The sequence below is a fragment of the Nocardia sp. CA-290969 genome, from assembly GCF_050936135.1.
Lineage (GTDB): Bacteria > Actinomycetota > Actinomycetes > Mycobacteriales > Mycobacteriaceae > Nocardia.
This window is the reverse complement of record NZ_JBNJNJ010000001.1, coordinates 6,351,875-6,369,061: the sequence shown is the minus strand read 5'-3', so window position 1 is coordinate 6,369,061 and position 17,187 is coordinate 6,351,875. Positions and strand designations below refer to the sequence as shown.

General features: G+C 67.9%; 17 protein-coding genes. 8 read left to right on the top strand and 9 right to left on the bottom strand.

Annotated elements, in window-relative coordinates:
* Window positions 1-29: 29 nt before the first annotated feature.
* Window positions 30-2,339: a penicillin-binding protein gene (locus ACQEVO_RS29035; protein ID WP_432923131.1), complete on the bottom strand. Its 2,310-nt coding sequence runs from the start codon at window positions 2,337-2,339 to the stop codon at window positions 30-32.
* Window positions 2,340-2,757: 418 nt separating this feature from the next.
* On the opposite strand from ACQEVO_RS29035, the gene ACQEVO_RS29030 reads away from it, so the two are divergent.
* A complete protein-coding gene (locus ACQEVO_RS29030; RefSeq protein ID WP_432919570.1) occupies window positions 2,758-3,081 on the top strand; it encodes a WhiB family transcriptional regulator in 324 nt (107 codons plus the stop codon).
* Window positions 3,082-3,166: 85 nt separating this feature from the next.
* On the opposite strand, the gene ACQEVO_RS29025 is transcribed toward ACQEVO_RS29030, so the two are convergent.
* Window positions 3,167-4,306, bottom strand: coding sequence for an ArsA family ATPase (locus ACQEVO_RS29025; protein ID WP_432919568.1), 1,140 nt, complete (start codon window positions 4,304-4,306; stop codon window positions 3,167-3,169).
* Window positions 4,303-5,322 carry an ArsA-related P-loop ATPase gene (locus tag ACQEVO_RS29020; protein WP_432923128.1) on the bottom strand — a complete coding sequence of 340 codons (1,020 nt, stop codon included), beginning with the start codon at window positions 5,320-5,322 and terminating at the stop codon, window positions 4,303-4,305. The genes ACQEVO_RS29025 and ACQEVO_RS29020 overlap by 4 nt, the downstream gene beginning before the upstream one ends.
* A gap of 167 nt (window positions 5,323-5,489) precedes the next feature.
* Here ACQEVO_RS29020 and ACQEVO_RS29015 point away from each other — a divergent pair, with 167 nt between their 5' ends.
* From ACQEVO_RS29015 to ACQEVO_RS29005, 3 genes are all read left to right on the top strand, one after another.
* Complete coding sequence (locus tag ACQEVO_RS29015; RefSeq protein ID WP_280402308.1) at window positions 5,490-5,654, top strand: DUF4177 domain-containing protein; 165 nt, start codon at window positions 5,490-5,492, stop codon at window positions 5,652-5,654.
* Window positions 5,655-5,674: 20 nt separating this feature from the next.
* Window positions 5,675-6,145, top strand: coding sequence for a RidA family protein (locus ACQEVO_RS29010; protein ID WP_432919566.1), 471 nt, complete (start codon window positions 5,675-5,677; stop codon window positions 6,143-6,145).
* Between the two features lie 476 nt (window positions 6,146-6,621).
* On the top strand, window positions 6,622-7,416 hold the full coding sequence (locus tag ACQEVO_RS29005; RefSeq protein WP_432919565.1) for an MBL fold metallo-hydrolase: 795 nt from the start codon (window positions 6,622-6,624) through the stop codon (window positions 7,414-7,416).
* Between the two features lie 136 nt (window positions 7,417-7,552).
* Here ACQEVO_RS29005 and ACQEVO_RS29000 read toward each other — a convergent pair whose 3' ends face one another.
* Window positions 7,553-8,227: a Crp/Fnr family transcriptional regulator gene (locus ACQEVO_RS29000; protein ID WP_033243926.1), complete on the bottom strand. Its 675-nt coding sequence runs from the start codon at window positions 8,225-8,227 to the stop codon at window positions 7,553-7,555.
* A 153-nt stretch (window positions 8,228-8,380) separates the two neighbouring features.
* Window positions 8,381-8,620: a hypothetical protein gene (locus tag ACQEVO_RS28995; RefSeq protein ID WP_280402311.1), complete on the bottom strand. Its 240-nt coding sequence runs from the start codon at window positions 8,618-8,620 to the stop codon at window positions 8,381-8,383.
* Between the two features lie 178 nt (window positions 8,621-8,798).
* Here ACQEVO_RS28995 and nth point away from each other — a divergent pair, with 178 nt between their 5' ends.
* From nth to ACQEVO_RS28975, 4 genes are all read left to right on the top strand, one after another.
* The gene (gene nth / locus ACQEVO_RS28990) at window positions 8,799-9,560 is read left to right on the top strand and encodes an endonuclease III (protein WP_432923125.1); all 762 of its coding nucleotides are present in this window, start codon (window positions 8,799-8,801) and stop codon (window positions 9,558-9,560) included.
* Window positions 9,557-10,207 (top strand): redoxin domain-containing protein, encoded by a 651-nt coding sequence (locus tag ACQEVO_RS28985; protein WP_432919562.1) that lies wholly within the window; start codon window positions 9,557-9,559, stop codon window positions 10,205-10,207. The genes nth and ACQEVO_RS28985 overlap by 4 nt, the downstream gene beginning before the upstream one ends.
* Window positions 10,208-10,271: 64 nt before the next feature.
* On the top strand, window positions 10,272-10,976 hold the full coding sequence (locus ACQEVO_RS28980) for an NUDIX hydrolase (protein WP_432919560.1): 705 nt from the start codon (window positions 10,272-10,274) through the stop codon (window positions 10,974-10,976).
* Window positions 10,973-12,166 (top strand): MarP family serine protease, encoded by a 1,194-nt coding sequence (locus ACQEVO_RS28975; protein WP_432919559.1) that lies wholly within the window; start codon window positions 10,973-10,975, stop codon window positions 12,164-12,166. Before ACQEVO_RS28980 ends, ACQEVO_RS28975 begins: the two co-directional genes overlap by 4 nt.
* Window positions 12,167-12,211: 45 nt before the next feature.
* Here ACQEVO_RS28975 and ACQEVO_RS28970 read toward each other — a convergent pair whose 3' ends face one another.
* The 4 genes from ACQEVO_RS28970 to acs all read right to left on the bottom strand — a co-directional run bounded on the left by ACQEVO_RS28970 (window position 12,212) and on the right by acs (window position 17,157).
* Window positions 12,212-13,180, bottom strand: coding sequence for an alpha/beta fold hydrolase (locus ACQEVO_RS28970; RefSeq protein WP_432919557.1), 969 nt, complete (start codon window positions 13,178-13,180; stop codon window positions 12,212-12,214).
* A gap of 48 nt (window positions 13,181-13,228) precedes the next feature.
* Window positions 13,229-13,726 (bottom strand): phage holin family protein, encoded by a 498-nt coding sequence (locus ACQEVO_RS28965; protein ID WP_432919555.1) that lies wholly within the window; start codon window positions 13,724-13,726, stop codon window positions 13,229-13,231.
* Between the two features lie 37 nt (window positions 13,727-13,763).
* Window positions 13,764-14,975 (bottom strand): Na+/H+ antiporter NhaA, encoded by a 1,212-nt coding sequence (gene nhaA / locus ACQEVO_RS28960; RefSeq protein ID WP_432923122.1) that lies wholly within the window; start codon window positions 14,973-14,975, stop codon window positions 13,764-13,766.
* Between the two features lie 226 nt (window positions 14,976-15,201).
* Window positions 15,202-17,157 carry an acetate--CoA ligase gene (gene acs, locus ACQEVO_RS28955; RefSeq protein ID WP_432919553.1) on the bottom strand — a complete coding sequence of 652 codons (1,956 nt, stop codon included), beginning with the start codon at window positions 17,155-17,157 and terminating at the stop codon, window positions 15,202-15,204.
* Between the last annotated feature and the right edge of the window lie 30 nt (window positions 17,158-17,187).

Below are 17,187 nucleotides of genomic sequence, written 5' to 3'. Positions count from 1 at the left end.
GAGCCCGGGGCACAGTCATAGCCGGGTGATCACCGGGGTATCGGGATGGGGATCGGTGGCAGGAACGGCGGCAGCGGTATACCGGGCGGGGCCTGGGTCGGTGCGGGCGGACGTCCCGGCTCCGGTGCCTGCCGGATGGTGCCGTCGCTGAGATAGATCGTCACCTGCGACCCCGGGATCGCCGATCCGTTCGGGGTCGAACCGGTGACCGTGCCCTTCGGAGCCGAGCCCGGCGCGGTCACCGAGGTGACCTTGAAGCCGGCGCCGGTGAGCGCGGCGGTCGCCTCACCCGCCGTCATTCCGACCACATCGGGCACCTGCGCGTTCGCCGAGCCGCGCACGTATTTCTCGTCGACCGGTGGCAGCGCGGGCGGCGGGAAGTTCCCCGAAACGTCCTTCGCGGCCTTGAACCAGGTTCGGGCGGGTTCGTTACCGCCGAAGAGGCCGTTGGCGTCGCTGGCCGGGCAGTTGCGCAGCGGGAACGAGCAGATCTCACCGGGAGTCGGGCTGTCGCCGTAGACGTAGACGGCACCGGCCAGTGAATTCGTGAAGCCCACGAAGGCCGAGGAGCGGTGGCTTTCGGTGGTCCCCGTCTTGGCCGCGACCGGCATGTTCCAGCCCGTCGCCGAGGCTGCCGCGCCGGCCGTGCCGCCCGGATCGTGGTCCTTGCCCATGGCGTTGGCCAGCGTATCGGCCAGACCCGGCTCGACGACCTGCTCGCACGCCTGTTCGGTGAGCGGCACCGGTTTGCCGTACCGGTCGATGACCTGCGCGATGGGCGAGGGCGGGCACCAGGTCCCGCCGGAGGCCAGGGTGGCTGCCACATTCGACAGCTCCAGCGGGTTCACCGCGACCGGGCCCAGCGTGAACGAACCGAGGTTCTGGCCCTTGATCATGTCGGCCAGGCTCTGGTTGTCGAAGCCGGAACTGCCCGGTTCGGTGTAGGAACGCAGCCCGAGCCGGACCGCCATATCCACGGTGGGCGTCACGCCGACCGCCTGGATGAGCTTCACGAAGGCCGTGTTCGGTGAGGTCGCCAGCGCCTCGGTCACCGACATCGGCGACCGGTAGTTACCGGCGTTCTCGACGCAGTAGGTGGCGGGCGGGCAGCCGGGGGCGCCGCCGTTACCCATACCGCGGGCGTCGAACCGGCCGGGTACGTCGAGCTGGGCGTTGATACCCATGCCCTTCTCCATCGCGGCCGCCGTGGTGAACAGTTTGAACACCGAGCCGGCGCCGTCGCCGACCATCGAGTACGGCTGGGCGAGCAGGGTCTCGTGCGCTTCCCGGTTCAGCCCGTAGGTGCGGCTGCTGGCCATCGCCAGCAGCGGATGTTTCTCCTTGCCCGGGCCGATCAGCGACATCACCGAGGCGATATTCGGCAGATGCGGGTCGGCATGTTCGGTGACCGAACGTTTCACCGAATCCTGGACCGCGGGGTCCAGGGTGGTGCGGATCAGGTAGCCGCCCTTCTGGATCTGTTCCTGGCTCAGTCCGGCCTCGGCCAGATACTGCAGCGCGTAGTCGCAGAAGAAACCGCGGTCACCGGCGGCGATGCAACCCTGCGGCAATCCCTTGGGCTCGGGCAGCACGCCCAGCGGCTGGGATTTCGCGGCCCGGAACTCCTCGGCCCGGCTGGGGATGTTCTGGATCATGGTGTCCAGGACCGTGTTGCGCCGGGCGGTCACGCCCTCCGGATTGGTGTAGGGGTTCAGTTTCGAACTGCTCTGCACCATGCCCGCGAGCATCGCCGATTGCGCGACGTTCAGGTCTTTCGCGTCGATGCCGAAGTAGGTCTGCGCGGCGTCCTGGATGCCGTAGGACGAGTTGCCGAACGGGACCAGGTTCAGATACCGGGTGAGGATCTCGTCCTTGCTGAGTTCCTTGTCCAGGGTGAGCGCCATCCGGATCTCGCGGATCTTGCGCGCGGGAGTGGTCTCGATGGCGGCCCGGCGTTCGGCATCGGTTTTCGCGACCACCAGCAGGTTGAAGTTCTTCACGTACTGCTGATCGATGGTCGAGGCGCCCTGCTGGACCTCACCGCTGCTGGTGTTGGTGAGGAAGGCGCGGATGGTGCCCTGCCAGTCGACACCGTGGTGGTCGGCGAATCGTTTGTCCTCGATGGAGACGATGGCCAGCTTCATATCGTTGGAGATCCGGTCGCTGGGCACTTCGAAGCGGCGCTGCTCGTACAGATAGGCGATGGGGTTACCGGCCGCGTCCACCATCGTGGATACGGCCGGCACGGTTCCCTCGACCAGTTCCGCCGACACGTTGTCGACGGCATCGGCGGCGCGGTTCGAGACGAATCCGAAACCTCCGGCGACCGGGAACAACATTCCGGCAACGAGTACGGAGGCGAGTACACAGCTGCCCGCCAGCTTGAGGAGCGCACGTGTGATCGGCACAGCACCAGGGTAGAGGGTGGCCGTCCGGCGTCCGTGACGTGTGGACACTCGGTGTTGTGTATCCGGATTCGCCGATTGCGCGGCTAATCCGGGTGAGGGCACCTGACGTGCGTATTCGACCGTGGGGGCGGTCGACGGGGAGTGGTCCGCAGGCACGGACGTACCAAAAAGTCATCATCCGGTCTTGCGCTCGCGGCATACCTTTACCTAGATTGAGAGCTCAGTGTGATAGAGCTAACACTCAATGTGGAATGTGGTGCACTTCGCAGCGGGGTTCGGGTTGCTGCGGAGTACACGCGATTCCGGAGCGCCGTGACCCGGTGTTCGGACTGGCAAAGGGGCACACCAAATGCACATGACAACCCCCGTCGCTCGCTTGGATGTAGAGCAGGCCGAAGCAAGGATTGCCTGGGTTTCCCAGGCCCGATGCAAGGAAGTAGATCCCGATCAGTTGTTCGTACGCGGCGCCGCCCAGCGCAAGGCGGCGACGATCTGCCGGCACTGCCCGGTCCTGATGGAATGCGGGGCGGACGCCCTGGACAACAGGGTCGAATTCGGCGTGTGGGGCGGTATGACGGAGCGGCAGCGGCGGGCGTTGCTCAAACAGCATCCCGAGGTGACCTCCTGGTCGGACTTCTTCCACGCCCAGCGTCAGCATCAGATGGCTATGTAGGGGAATTACCGATTGGACAACCGGCCGCCGGGCACTCGATTCGCGAGTGCCCGGCGGCCGATCGATCGGGGTATGACGGTTCCGGTCAGCCGGCGGCCGCGGTCTCCTCGCCCACCAGCTGGGCGCCGACGGCGCGCAGTGCGGACAGGTCGGTGACGTCGAACGGCAGGGCGGTGACCGAAACCATCGGCACCCGCGGGTGGGCGCCGGTGAACCGGTGCAGCAGGTGCTGTTCCCGCCGCGAGATCGCGACCCGGTGGGCGTGCACCCGCAACACCCCGGCCGTCAGCGGGTCGGATTCGGCGACCCGGTCGGCGGCGGTGAGGGCGTGATCGGCCGGTATCGAGCACAGCACCGGATGGGTCCGGTTGAGGACGAGCCCGGCCAGCGGCATCTTCTCGGTGGACAGCCGATCCACGAAGAACGACGCCTCTCGCAGCGCATCGGGCTCCGGGGCGGCGATCACGAGGAAATGGGTGCCGGGCCGGGCGAGCATCGCGAAGGTGCGATTGGCGCGCTCCTGAAATCCGCCGAACAACGATTCCAGCGACTGCAGGAAGTTCGACGCGTCCTTGAGCATCTGGCCGCCGACGATGGTCGACACACCGCGCACGGCCAGGCTCATCGCACCGGTGACGAACCGCCCGACGCCCCGGCCGGGCGCCATGATCACGCGGATCATCCGGCCCTCGAGGAAGGTGCCGAGCCGTTTCGGGGCATCCAGGAAATCCAGCGCGTTACGCGACGGCGGCGTATCCACGACGATCAGATCCCATTCGCGGCGGCCCGCGAGCTGGCCCAGTTTCTCCATCGCCATGTATTCCTGGGTGCCGCCGAACGAGGAGGCCACCGCCTGATAGAAGGGGTTGGCGAAAATCTGCTCGGCTTTCTCCGGGGTGGTGTGTTCGAGCACCATCTCGTCGAATGTGCGCCGCATATTCAGCATCATCGCGTGCAGTTCGCCCTTGGCTTCGGGACCCAGCGCGACCCGCTGCGGGCTGTTGTCCAGATCCGCGACCCCCAGCGACTGGGCCAGTCGCCGCGCCGGGTCGATCGTGAGTACCACGACCTTGCGGCCCTGTTCGGCCGCGCGCAACGCGATCGCGGCGGCGGTGGTGGTCTTGCCCACGCCGCCGGAACCGCAGCACACCACGACCCGGGCGGTGGGGTCGGCGAGGATGCCGGAGAGATCCAGGGGCGCCGGGCCGGCGGGTCGGGTGCTCATCGGACTCCCTGTTCGGTCAGATAGGCGGCCAGTTCGTACAGGCCCCCGAGATCCATACCCTCGGCGAGGGTGGGGAGCTGCAGGCGGGCGATATCCAGGTCCAGCAGGTCCGCGGCGCTGCGATCCTGGGCGGTCAGCGTGGCCGAATGCTCGACCGTCTCAGTGAGCAGGCCGGCGAAATCGGCGGCTGTCGGACTGATTCCGGCCGTTTCCAGCCCGGCGCGCAATGCCTCGGTGTCGAGTTCGCCGGCGGCCGCGCTCGCCCGGGTCTCGACGCTCAGCGGGCTCTGCGCGGCCCGGTTGACGATCACGCTGCCGATCCGCAGATCGTTGGCGCTCAACTCGGCGACAGCGTCGAGGGTTTCCTGTACGGGCAGCGCCTCGAGCAGGGTGACCAGGTGGATCATCGTCTGGTCCGAGTGCAGCAACCGCGAGACACTTTCGGCCTGTCCGGCGATCGGCCCGCCCTTGGCGAGTTCGGCCATCGCCTTGGTGACATCCAGGAAACTGGCGATCCGTCCGGTCGGCGGGGCATCGACCACCACCTCGTCGTAGACCGGTGAACCTTGTTTGTCGGCCCGGACCACGCATTCCTTGATCTTGCCGGTCAGGATGACATCCCGCAGGCCCGGCGCGATCGTGGTGACGAAATCGATCGCGCCCATCCGGCGCATGGCCCGGCCGGCGAACCCGAGGTTGTAGAACATTTCGAGGTATTCGAGAAAGGCGTGCTCGATATCGAGGGCGAGCGCGACCACCTCACCACCACCGTCGGCGGTGGCGATCTTCGTTTCGGTGGGCGGCAGCGGCGGCAGGTCGAACAACTGCGCGATCGATTGCCGGTTCTCCACCTCGACCAGCAGGACGCGGCGGCCCCCCGCGGCCAGCGCCAATGCCAGGGCCCCCGCGACCGTGGACTTACCGGTGCCGCCCTTACCGGAGACGTAGTGCAGCCGGGCGTTCGCCGCACGCTCGGGCCACCCGGTTTTCAGGTCGGGCTCGGCCGATTCCGGCATCGTCGTTGGTTCTGCCACGGTCGCGAGCCTATAACCCGGACCGGACGGATGCCCGCATACTACGGTTTGTCCTCCTGTGGTGTACCAGACACCGGGATCCGACGCCTGTACAGCCACACCGGTCCTGCGCCGGGCGCCGGGTCCGGGACCCAGTACGCTCGGTGCGCATGAGCGATATCACCCAGTGGGAGTACGCGACCGTACCGCTGCTGACGCATGCGACCAAACAGATCCTGGACCAGTGGGGCGCCGACGGCTGGGAACTGGTGACCGTGCTGCCCGGGCCCACCGGCGAGCAGCACGTCGCATACCTGAAGCGGCCGAAGCAGTAAGCGGCGTGGGGGAATCCGATATGAGCGCACCCGCGACCGAATGGCGCGCGAACCTCGGCCGGCTGGGGCTGACAGTGCCCGAGGTGGTGGCCCCGGTCGCCGCGTACCTGCCCGCGGTGCGGACGGGTTCGCATGTCTACACCTCCGGGCAGTTGCCGTTCGTCGCCGGTGAGCTGACGGCGGTCGGCAAGGTCGGCGCCGAGGTATCGCTCGAGGAGGCGGTGCTCGCGGCCCGGTGGTGCGCACTCAACGCCCTGGCCGCGGTGCACGATCTGGTGGGCCTCGACGAGGTGGTGCGGATCGTGAAGGTGGTCGGTTTCGTGGCGTCCGCGCCGGGGTTCACCGATCAGCCGCTGGTGATCAACGGCGCCTCGGAATTCCTGGGCGAGGTGTTCGGACCGGCCGGTGCGCACGCCCGTTCGGCGGTCGGAGTTTTCGAACTGCCCAAGAACACTCCGGTGGAGGTCGAACTGATCGCCGAGGTCCGATAACCGGACCTCTGGGTGCTCCCGCCCCGTGGCCTGCGTACCGCTGAACGGGCTCCGGCCGCGCGCTGCTCACGCTGCGTACCTCCGCACCGGCTCCCGCAGTGCGCTCACTGCGTCACTTCGCCCGAGGGGTGGGAGCCATCGGTCGGCACGTCGGTCGCCGAGCCCGCGGGCTGCAAACCTAGCTCGTGGTCCGCGAGGCCGGATGCCGGCACCCGGATGACCGATGGACCTGGGCCGGTTCCCGGAGGAGGCGGTGTCGATGATCGCGTTGTCCGGCAGCAGCAGCCGCATCAGATGGAGGCTTGCTCCGGCCGTGTGCTGTTGTGCACCTCCACCCGTCGCGGTGGGCGCCGTGCCGGACTCCTGTCCCGCTGCCGGGGCGGCCGGCGCGCGGGCCGTCCCGGGGTGCGGATCGGCGCAGCCGCGAGTGGGCCCGTAGATTCGATTGTGCTGCTTTCTGATCGGAGGTGTCGTCGATGACACTCACTCATCCGGCCTACGGGCAATTGCGTGCGGTCACGCCGTCCGCGGCGGTGTTGCTCGCGGACAATCCGGGACCGATGACGCTGGACGGGACCAATACCTGGATCCTGCGGGCCCCCGGGCAAACCCACTGTGTGGTGGTCGACCCGGGCCCGGACGATCCGGACCATATCGCCGCGATCGCCGAAGCGACCGGTGGCGCGGTCGCACTCACGCTGATCACCCACCGCCATCCGGACCACACCGGCGGAATCGACGAACTGGTCCGGTTGACCGGGTCACCGGTGCGGGCCGTGGACCCGGAATTCCTGCGTGGCGAGGTGGAACCGCTGACCGATGGTGAGGTGATCGAGGCCGCCGGCCTGCGGATCACCGTGCTGCACACCCCCGGGCACACCGCGGATTCGGTGAGTTTCCTGCTCGCCGACGCGGTCCTCAGCGGCGACACCATCCTGGGTCGTGGGACCACTGTGCTCGACCGCGACGGCACCCTGCGCGACTACCTGCGCTCGATGGACCGGCTACTGGAAGAAGGCTCCGGCCGGGCCCTGCTACCCGCACACGGCCCCGACCATCCCGACCTGGAACCGGTGGCGCGGTACTACATCGCGCACCGGCACGAACGGCTCGCACAGGTGCGCTCCGCGCTGGACGAACTCGGTGCGGACGCCGACGCCATGGACGTGGTCCGCAAGGTGTACGCCGACGTGGACGAAAGCCTGTGGCCGGCGGCGCGCAGTTCGGTCGAATCCCAGCTCACCTACCTGCGCTCCGAATCCGGCGCCTGAGGCCATAGCTGCACGGTAGGTAGTCGGTACGCCGGCCGCCACGGATAGCCGTGAACGGCCGGCCGCTGAAAATCACTCACTGAGCAGAGCGGTTACCGGCGTGCGTGGGCCCCGGATGGGGTGGTGCCGTGCGGACTCAGCGAGCCCGGCGGGCCAGCCGCTCGGAATCGGAGATCAGCACGCTCTTGCCCTCCAGGCGCAACCAGCCGCGATGCGCGAAATCGGCGAGCGCCTTGTTGACCGTTTCCCGGGAAGCGCCCACCAGCTGGGCGATCTCCTCCTGGGTCAGGTCGTGGGTGACCCGCAGCGCGCCGGCTTCCTGGGTGCCGAAACGCTGCGCGAGCTGCAGCAGCGCCTTGGCGACCCGGCCGGGGACATCGGTGAAGATCAGGTCCGCGAGGTTGTTGTTGGTGCGGCGCAGACGGCGGGCCAGCACTCGCAACAGCTGTTCGGCGATCTCCGGGCGCTGATCGATCCAGGACTTGAGCGCGTCCCGGTCCATGGTGACGGCGCGAACCTCGGTGACCGTGGTGGCGGTGGAGGTGCGCGGGCCCGGATCGAAGATGGACAGTTCGCCGAACATATCCGACGGGCCCATGATGGTCAGCAGATTCTCCCGGCCGTCCGGGGAACGCCGGCCCAGCTTCACTTTGCCGGCCGTGATGATGTACAGCCGATCGCCGGGTTCACCTTCGTTGAAGATGACGTGGCCGCGGGGGAAATCCACGGGCTGCAGCTGTTTGGCGAGCGCAGCCACCGCGGTGGGCTCAACGCCTTGGAAGATGCCTGCTCTGGCGAGGGCCTCGTCCACGAATGTGCTCCTTATCGGGAATGGCTGTAGTCGTCGGACCGATGCGAGTCGGCCGACAGTGCAGTCTACGCGGCCCTATCGGCGCGCAGTGACAGACACCACGTAAGGAAGGTTAACCGGGACGCGCCCCGCACGCGCCAGTGGGCGCACGGATCAGCTCGCGCGGGCGATATCGAGGGAGTCCTCGGCCTCCTCGGTGCGGTTACGGCGTCGGCGCATACGCGCCACCGCCGCCGGTAGGCCGAGCTTGGTGAGCTCGTTGACCTCGGCGTTGCTGGCTTTGTCCAGGTAGGCCTGGACTTCCTCGTCGGGCTCGACAAGTTTGCGCAGACGGTTCTCCACTCGTTCCATACCGAGGGCGAACAGCATCAACACCACTGGGAAGAGCGCCACAGCGAGTCCTTGCATGCCGGGTAGTAAACACGGTCGAGGTCTCAGATGGAATACGGGACCAGAACTGGCGGGACAACGTTGTCGGCGGGTTCCGTATGGTGGACGGGTGCGAATCACCCCCTCCGATACCGCCGGAAGCCCCCTTTCCGGAACCGCCGCGGCAGCCGCGGGGCGCCCGGTGTCCGACGGGGTCGGAAATCGGAAAACCCGCTCGCGACCGGCGGAGACACAATTGGGTCTGGTGCGCCGGGCACGCCGGATGAACCGGATGCTGGCACGGGCATTTCCGGACGCGCACTGCGAATTGGATTTCGGTACTCCGCTGGAATTGGCGGTCGCCACGATCCTGTCGGCGCAGTGCACGGATGTGCGAGTGAATATGACCACTCCCGCACTTTTCGCGGCCTATCCGGACGCCCGGGCCTACGCCGAGGCGAACCGCACGGAGCTGGAAGAACTCATCCGGCCCACGGGTTTCTATCGCAACAAAGCCAATTCGCTGATCGGGCTCGGGCAGGCGTTGCTCGAACGTCACGACGGTGAGTTACCTCACACCATGGCGGAGCTGGTCCGGTTGCCCGGGATCGGCCGTAAAACTGCCAATGTCATTCTCGGTAACGCGTTCGGAATTCCGGGTATCACGGTCGATACCCATTTCGGCCGGTTGGTGCGGCGCTGGGGCTGGACCACCGAGGAGGATCCGGTCAAGGTCGAGCACGCCGTGGGTGCGCTCATCGAACGCAAGGAGTGGACGCTGCTGTCCCATCGGGTGATCTTCCATGGGCGCCGTGTCTGCCATGCCCGTAAACCCGCATGCGGCGTCTGCGTGCTGGCAAAGGATTGCCCGTCGTTCGGTGCCGGCCCGACCGATCCGGAAAGTGCCGCCGCATTGGTGAAGGGTCCGGAGAAAGCGCATCTGCTCGAACTGGTGGGCCGGTGAGCCGAATACCGGTTTTCTGGAAATGGGCGTTGACGGCGGTAATCGTGGCGGTGGCGGCGGCGGCGGCATTGTGGCCGCGCGGCGATTCGGATTCCGGCCGAACGCAGGCGACGCCCGAACCCGCCCGGATCGAGCCCACACTGCGGCAGGAATCGGGGGCGGCGGATTGCCCGCCGGAATCCGCGTCCGCGGCGGGCCCGCTGGCCGATATCGTCACGAGCTGCCTGGCCGACGGTGCGCCCGTGGCGCCCGGCCGGATGACCGGTGCACCGATGGTGCTGAACCTGTGGGCCTACTGGTGTGAACCGTGCCGTACCGAACTGCCGCTGTTCCAGGAGTACGCGGACCGGGCCGGGCCCGCGGTACGGGTGCTCACCGTGCACAGCGACCCGGACGAGGCGAAGGCACTGTCCCTGCTGGCCGCGCTCAACGCCGACCTGCGGGCGCAACAGCGCCCGGAACTGCGGCTACCCGGCCTGCAGGATCCCGAGGCCCGGATCCGCGCGGCGGCGAACGCGCCGAACGCGCTGCCGATCACGGTGCTGGTCCGGCCGGACGGGTCGATCGCCGACTACGTCGCCCGCCCGTTCCGCGATGTCACCGATATCGCCGATACCGTGGCCGGTGCCCTGGGAGTTGCGGCGTGATGCGTTGTTCCTGCCTTCCCCACGGTCTGCGCCGCCCACAGGTAATTGCTTCGAGGGAGGCTTCTTGACCGACGAGCAGGTGCCGTCCTGGCTCAGCAGGGCGGCCGGGCCCGGGCTGCCCGATTTCGCCGATACCCTCGGCCGGACCCGGGTTCTGCGGCGCACGATGGCGGGCAAGGTCCGCCAGGCCGCGGTGCTGGTGTTGTTCGCCGGTGATCCCGCCGGCGACCCGGAGGCGCCGGGCGGTCTCCCCGCGGACGCGGAGGTCCTGCTGACCCAGCGCGCCTCCACCATGCGCAACCACCGCGGACAGGTCGCTTTCCCCGGCGGTGCCGTGGACCCCGGTGACGACGGGCCGATCGATACCGCGTTGCGGGAAGCCTGGGAGGAGACGGGGCTCGAGCGCGCGGGGGTCGAGCCGATCGCGACCCTGCCGAAACTCTTCGTTCCGCCCTCGCGATTCGATGTGACGCCGGTGGTCGCCTATTGGCGTACGCCGAGCGAGGTGCGGGTGATGGACCGCGGGGAAACCGATCGGGTGGTCCGCGTACCGATGTCCGAGCTGCTGGATCCGGCGAACCGTTTCCTGGTACGCAGCTCCCTCGGGTACCGGAGTCCGGCGTTCCAGGTGGACGGAATGTTGGTCTGGGGGCTCACCGGCGGCATACTGGCCGGACTTGTGACTTCGCTGGGCTGGGAAGCGGAATGGGACCGAACCGACGTGCGTGATCTGGAACAGGCGCTGGCCGCGGTGGGGATGGTGTTGTGAGCTCGTCTGCGTGGCTCGATATCGCAGTGGTGATCTTGGCGTTGCTGGCCGCCTCCTCCGGGTGGCGGCAGGGAGCGGTGGGTTCGGCGCTGGCATTTCTCGGGGTGGTGCTCGGCGCCGTCGCCGGCATCCTGATCGCGCCGCATATCCTCGTGCACATCGACGAGGGCCGCAGCCGGGTGCTGGCGGGGGTGCTGCTCATCGTGCTGCTGGTGATCGTCGGCGAGATCGCCGGGATGGTGCTCGGCCGGGCAGCGCGCAGCGGGATGCGCCACCCCTTCGCACGCAGCGCCGACAGTACGGTCGGCGCGGTGCTCATGGCCGGTGCGGTACTGGTGACGGCCTGGTTGCTGGCGTTGCCACTGGCCACCTCTTCACAGCCGGCCATCGCCGCGGCGATCAACAGTTCCCGGGTGCTCGCCGATGTGAACCGGGTGGCGCCGGAATGGCTGCGCACCCTGCCCAACGAGTTCTCGAAACTGCTGAATACTTCGGGTCTTCCGGATGTGATCGGTCCGTTCGGGCGGGCGCCCATCGCCGCGGTGGAACCGCCGGATCCCAGTGTGCTGGCCAGTCCGGTGGCCGGTTCGCTACAGCAGAGTGTGTTGCGGATCCGCGGGGTCGCGCCGAGTTGCCAGCGCGCGCTGGAAGGGTCCGGGTTCGTGGTCGCACCGGAACGGGTGATGACCAACGCGCACGTGGTGGCCGGAACCACCAGTGTGACGGTGGATTCCGCCGCGGGGCCGCTGGAAGCGTCGGTGGTGGAGTTCGATCCGTCCATGGATATCGCGGTGCTGTCGGTGCCCGGTCTCACGGCGCCGGTGATTCCACAGGCGCCGGAGGCGGCCACTTCGGGAGAGAGCGCGATCGTGCTCGGTTATCCCGGCGGCGGCCGGTACACGGCCAGCGCCGCCCGGGTCCGGGAGACCCTGGATCTCACCGGGCCCACCATCTACCGCGACGGCACCGTCGAGCGTGAGGTGTACACGGTGCGCGGGCAGGTGCGGGCCGGTAATTCCGGTGGCCCACTGGTCGATACCGAGGGCAAGGTGCTCGGCGTGGTGTTCGGCGCCGCCGTCACCGACGACGACACCGGTTATGTGCTGACGCTGGACGAGGTCCGGGAACGGATCACCGCGGCGCCCGCGTCGACACTGCCGGTCGCTACGGGCCCGTGTGTGCTGAGCTGAGCGCGACCCGGTAGTACAGCGCGGAACAGACAGCGGTGTAGGTGTTCAGGCGTAGCGGTCCGGTCTTCGGTCGTCGTGCCCGCCGAGGAGTTTGGCGATTTCGGCGGTGACCGCGTCCGGGTTCTCCTGATGCGCGAAATGCCCGGCGTCGCGCACGGTCACCACCTGGCGGCGGGGTGACAGGTGCGAGCCCCGGTGCACGGTATTCGGCAGGATGTACCGATCGAGCTCGCCCCGCAGGGAGAGCACCGGGATATCGACGGGTTTGCGCATCACGGCGATGAACCGGCGGCCGTCCGCACGCCACTGGCTGCGGAACGCCCACCGCTGGTACTCCAGCGCGCAATGGGCCGCGCCGGGAATCCGGATGGCCGAGCTCATCCGCCGTGCCGTCTCGGCGCATTCCGCGGTATCGGCCCAGGCCGGCGAACTGCGGCCGGTGAGCAGATCGGCGGCGCCGCGACCGTTGTCGCGGGTGAGCCGGTATTCGGGATACCGGGGGAGCTGCGCGTTCAGGAACCCTGGAAGGAAGGCGCGACGTTGCGCGTGGTCACGCCATACCGCGCTCTTCAAAGCCGCCGGGTGCGGTGAGGACACCACCGCGATCGCCCGCACCAGCCGGGGATGCAGGACCGCGGTCGCCCAGCAGACCAGCCCGCCGTCGGCATGCCCGACGAGTGTCGCGCTGCTGTAGCCGAGCGCGCGGATCAGGCCGGCGATATCGCCGGCCAGGGTCCAGCCGTCGTAGCCGCGCGGAGGTTTGTCGCTGTCGCCGTAGCCGCGCAGATCCACCGCGACCGCGTGATAGCCGAGCGCGGCCAGCGCGGTGAGCTGATGCCGCCAGGTCCACCAGAAATCGGCGAACCCGTGCAGCAGCACCACCAGCGGGGCCTCGGGGTCGCCGGGGCCGGCGGAGGCCACGTGCAACCGTATCCCGTTGGCGTGCACATCACGGTGCGTCCAGGCGCCGTCGTAGCGCACGCTCGACGGGTCCGGTGGAAAGTTCGACGCCACGGCGTCCGAGCGTAGTGAACGTCCGGTCGCGCCCGGTGTCTGACCCGCTCAGCGGGTGGTCTTCTCCAGCGCGGTCGGCTCGTCGTGGCTGCCGAATCCCGAGGGCAGCACCGTACGGGTCTGCTTGAGCGAGTCGATCGTCTTCTCCGGTGCCCGCAGCTTCTTGACCTTCCGGTAGCCGAGGAACGCCAGCAGCACCGTCACCACGATCATGAACGCGAAGACGATCCAGAACGCGGCCCAGCGGGTGAGCCAGATATCCAGCGTTTCGGCGACCGCGAAGAAGAAGAAGAAACTGCTGAACAGCAGGACGGTCAGCGCGCCGATGAAGAAGACGCTGCCCTGCAGGCCCTTCTTGATCTCCCCGGTGACCTCCGCCTTGGCGAGAGCCACTTCGGCGCGGACCAGGGTCGAGACCTGTTCGGAGGCGTCGCGGACCAGACTGCCGAAACTGGCCGAAGCGTGCGGGTCGATCTCGGACAGCGGAATCGAGGTGACCGTGCCGCCTCGTGCGCCGTCGCCGTTACCGCCCTGTGTGACACTCACGTGGTCGACCCTCTCCCTGTCCCGATCCTGCTCGGTCTTACTGTTCTGGTTCTAGCGCATCCGCGTCGCGCCGTGCGTCGTGGACACGCCCACGCCGCAACAGTAGCGCCGAACCGATCAACGATGCGGCCATGGAGGTCACCAGGACCGCGGCTTTGGCCAATTCGGCGGATTCGGGGTAGTCCTCGAGCGCAAGTTCCGCCACGAGCAGGCTAACGGTGAACCCGATCGCGCCCAGCACCGACAGGGCGAACATATCGCGGTAACCCAGCTGCGCGGGACGTTTGGCGAGACCGAAGCGGATCGCGACCCAGCTGATGCCGAAGATGCCGATGATTTTCCCGAACAGCAGGCCGAGGATGATCGCCAGGGAAAGCCGTTCGGTGAACATATCGCCGAGGACCTCGATATTGAACGGCACGCCGGAGGCGAACAGGGCGAACAGGGGCACACACAGTCCGGCCGAGATCGGCTGGACCCGGTGTTCCCACCGGGTGGCGGGCGCTTCGTCTTCGCCGTCGTCGCGCCGCACTCGGGTGAGCAGACCGCACGCCACCCCGGCCAGCGTGGGATGGATATGGGCCTCGTGCAGGGCGTACCAGCACACAAGTCCGATCACGAGGTAGATCAGCGGCGATTTCCAGCGCCGGTGCTGGGCGAACCACCAGGCCGCGCAGCAGGCCAGCGCCGCCAGCAGCCAGGTGAAGGCCAGCCCGGCCGTGAACAGCACCGCGATGAGCGCGATGGCCATCAGATCGTCGACGACCGCGAGGCTGAGCAGGAAAACCCGCGCGCTGGCCGGGATCCGCGACCCTGTCATCGCCAGCACAGCGAGCGCGAAGGCGATATCAGTGGCTACCGGGATGGCCCAGGCCTGGTCCATCCCCGGCACGCCGAATCCTACGGAGAACGCGATGAGCGCCGGGGTGACCACGCCACCGGCGGCGGCGATGATCGGCAGCGCCGCACGTTTCGGGTCGGCGAGTTCACCGACGACGAGCTCACGTTTCAGTTCCAGGCCGGCGACAAAAAAGAAGATGGCGAGCAGGCCGTCCTTGGCCCATTCGGCGACGGTCAGGTCCAGGTGCAGCGGCGGAATGGGAAGGTGTGCCTCCGAAAGCGCCAGGTAGCTCTCGCTCCACGGTGAGTTGGCCCAGAGCAGAGCTACCGCCGCGGCAATCAGCAGCAATGATCCGCCGACAGTCTCGGTCCGTAGATATCTGGCGAGTTCCGACCGGGGGCTGCTCAGCACGGGGAACCTTTCGGTCGTACGGACATGTTCCGCGTCCGCTCGACCGGTTGATCACCGGCGAGCGCACGTCCATCTCGCCGACCAGACTTCCCGGCACACCGTAAGCAATCTTAACGGTCGGTGATCTCCCGCCGATCATTCGCACCCTGCCTCAGAGGAGTGCGGCCGTGGCGGGACCGCCGGGCCCATGGGCGTCTCCGCCGCCCCGGGCCCGGCGGGTGACCTATTCGGACCGACCCGCGCGGATGTTCTCGAACACCTGGGGGTCCACCAGGGTGGAGGTGTCGCCCAGTTCGCGGCCCTCGGCCACATCGCGCAGCAACCGGCGCATGATCTTGCCGCTGCGGGTCTTGGGCAGTTCCGGCACCACGTGGATCTCCCGCGGCCGGGCGATCGGGCTGATCTCGCGCGCCACCTCGGCCTTGAGTTCGTCGACCATCGCCGCGCCGTTGTCGGTGGCCCCGGCCGCCAGGATCACGAATGCCACGATCCCCTGACCGGTGGTTTCGTCGGTGGCGCCGACCACCGCCGCCTCCGCGACCCCGGCATGGCCGACCAGCGCGGATTCGACCTCGGCGGTGGAGATGCGATGCCCGGACACATTCATCACGTCGTCGACCCGGCCGAGCACCCACAGATCGCCGTTGACGTCGAGCTTCGCCCCGTCGCCGGCGAAGTACCAGCCTTGTTCGGCGAAACGCTCCCAGTAGGTGGCGCGGTAGCGTTCCATATCGCCCCAGATACCGCGCAGCATCGACGGCCACGGCTGGTCGAGGACCAGATATCCGTTGGCCTCGGTTTCACCGCGGCGTACGGTATTGCCTTCCTCGTCCACCACCGTCGCGGATATACCGGGCAGCGGGGTCATCGCGGCACCCGGTTTGGTGGCGGTGATACCGGGCAGCGGGGAGATCATGATGGCGCCGGTTTCGGTCTGCCACCAGGTATCGACGATCGGCGCCTTACCGCCACCGATCACATCGCGGTACCAGCGCCAGGCCTCCGGGTTGATCGGTTCGCCGACCGAGCCGAGCACCCGAATCGAGGACAGATCGTGCGCGTCCGGAATCTGGCGCCCCCACTTCATGAAGGTGCGCACCAGCGTGGGGGCCGTGTAGTAGATCGTGACCCCGTACTTCTCGATGATCTGCCAATGCCGGTGCTCGTCGGGGAAATTCGGGGTGCCCTCGTAGAGCACCTGGGTGGCGCCGTTGGCCAGCGGACCGTAGACGATATAGCTGTGCCCGGTGACCCAGCCGACGTCGGCGGTGCACCAGTAGATATCGGTTTCCGGTTTGTGGTCGAACACCACGCGGTGGGTGTAGCTGGTCTGGGTCAGGTATCCGCCGCTGGTGTGCAGGATGCCCTTGGGCTTACCGGTGGTGCCCGAGGTGTAGAGGATGAACAGCGGATGTTCGGAATCGAACGCCTCCGCCTCGTGGGCGGGCTCGGCCTGGGCGACGGTTTCGTGCCACCACAGATCGCGTCCCTCGGTCCACGCCACCTCGATCCCGACCCGGCGCACCACCAGCACATGCTCCACGCTGGACGGAACGTCACCGTGCGCGAACAGCGCCTCGTCGACCGCCTCCTTCAGCGGTGCCGGATTGCCGCGACGCCATTGGCCGTCGGTGGTGATTACCAGGCGCGCCTCGGCATCGTCGATGCGCTGCCGCAGGGCGGTCGGGGAGAACCCGGCGAAAACCAGCGAATGCGTGAGGCCCAGGCGCGCGCAGGCCAGCATCGCCACGATGGTTTCCGGGATCATCGGCATGTAGATGGCGACCCGGTCGCCCGCCGTCAAACCGAGCGAGGTCAGGTAGTTCGCCGCGCGGCCGACCTCGGCGAGCAGGTCGGCGTAGGTGATCGTGCGGGAATCGCCGGGCTCGCCCTCCCAGTGCAGCGCCACCTTGTCGCCGCGGCCCTCGAGCACATGCCGGTCCACGCAGTTGTAGGCAACGTTCAGGCGTCCGCCGACGAACCATTTCGCCACCGGCGCGTCGCTCCAGTCGAGCACCTGGTTCCAGCGCTGATGCCAGTGCAGGTGATCGGCCTGCTCCGCCCAGAACCCTTCGCGATCCTGCGCGGCACGCTCGTAGATACCCGCATCCACATTCGCCGCGGCAGCGAACTCCGCGCTCGGCGGGTAGGCGTCCGGGTGATCGGCGGTTTCGGTCATCTGAGTCACTTCCTTCGCGTTACCTGCACC

What these genes read in the sequence shown, in the direction of transcription:
- ACQEVO_RS29030 (WP_432919570.1), top strand. Translation starts at nt 2,758, where the DNA reads ATGCACATGACAACCCCCGTCGCTCGCTTGGATGTAGAGCAGGCCGAA.
- ACQEVO_RS29025 (WP_432919568.1), bottom strand. Translation starts at nt 4,306, where the DNA reads ATGAGCACCCGACCCGCCGGCCCGGCGCCCCTGGATCTCTCCGGCATC.
- ACQEVO_RS29005 (WP_432919565.1), top strand. Translation starts at nt 6,622, where the DNA reads ATGACACTCACTCATCCGGCCTACGGGCAATTGCGTGCGGTCACGCCG.
- acs (WP_432919553.1), bottom strand. Translation starts at nt 17,157, where the DNA reads ATGACCGAAACCGCCGATCACCCGGACGCCTACCCGCCGAGCGCGGAG.
- ACQEVO_RS29035 (WP_432923131.1), bottom strand. Translation starts at nt 2,339, where the DNA reads ATGTTGTTCCCGGTCGCCGGAGGTTTCGGATTCGTCTCGAACCGCGCC.
- ACQEVO_RS29015 (WP_280402308.1), top strand. Translation starts at nt 5,490, where the DNA reads ATGAGCGATATCACCCAGTGGGAGTACGCGACCGTACCGCTGCTGACG.
- ACQEVO_RS29010 (WP_432919566.1), top strand. Translation starts at nt 5,675, where the DNA reads ATGAGCGCACCCGCGACCGAATGGCGCGCGAACCTCGGCCGGCTGGGG.
- ACQEVO_RS29020 (WP_432923128.1), bottom strand. Translation starts at nt 5,322, where the DNA reads ATGCCGGAATCGGCCGAGCCCGACCTGAAAACCGGGTGGCCCGAGCGT.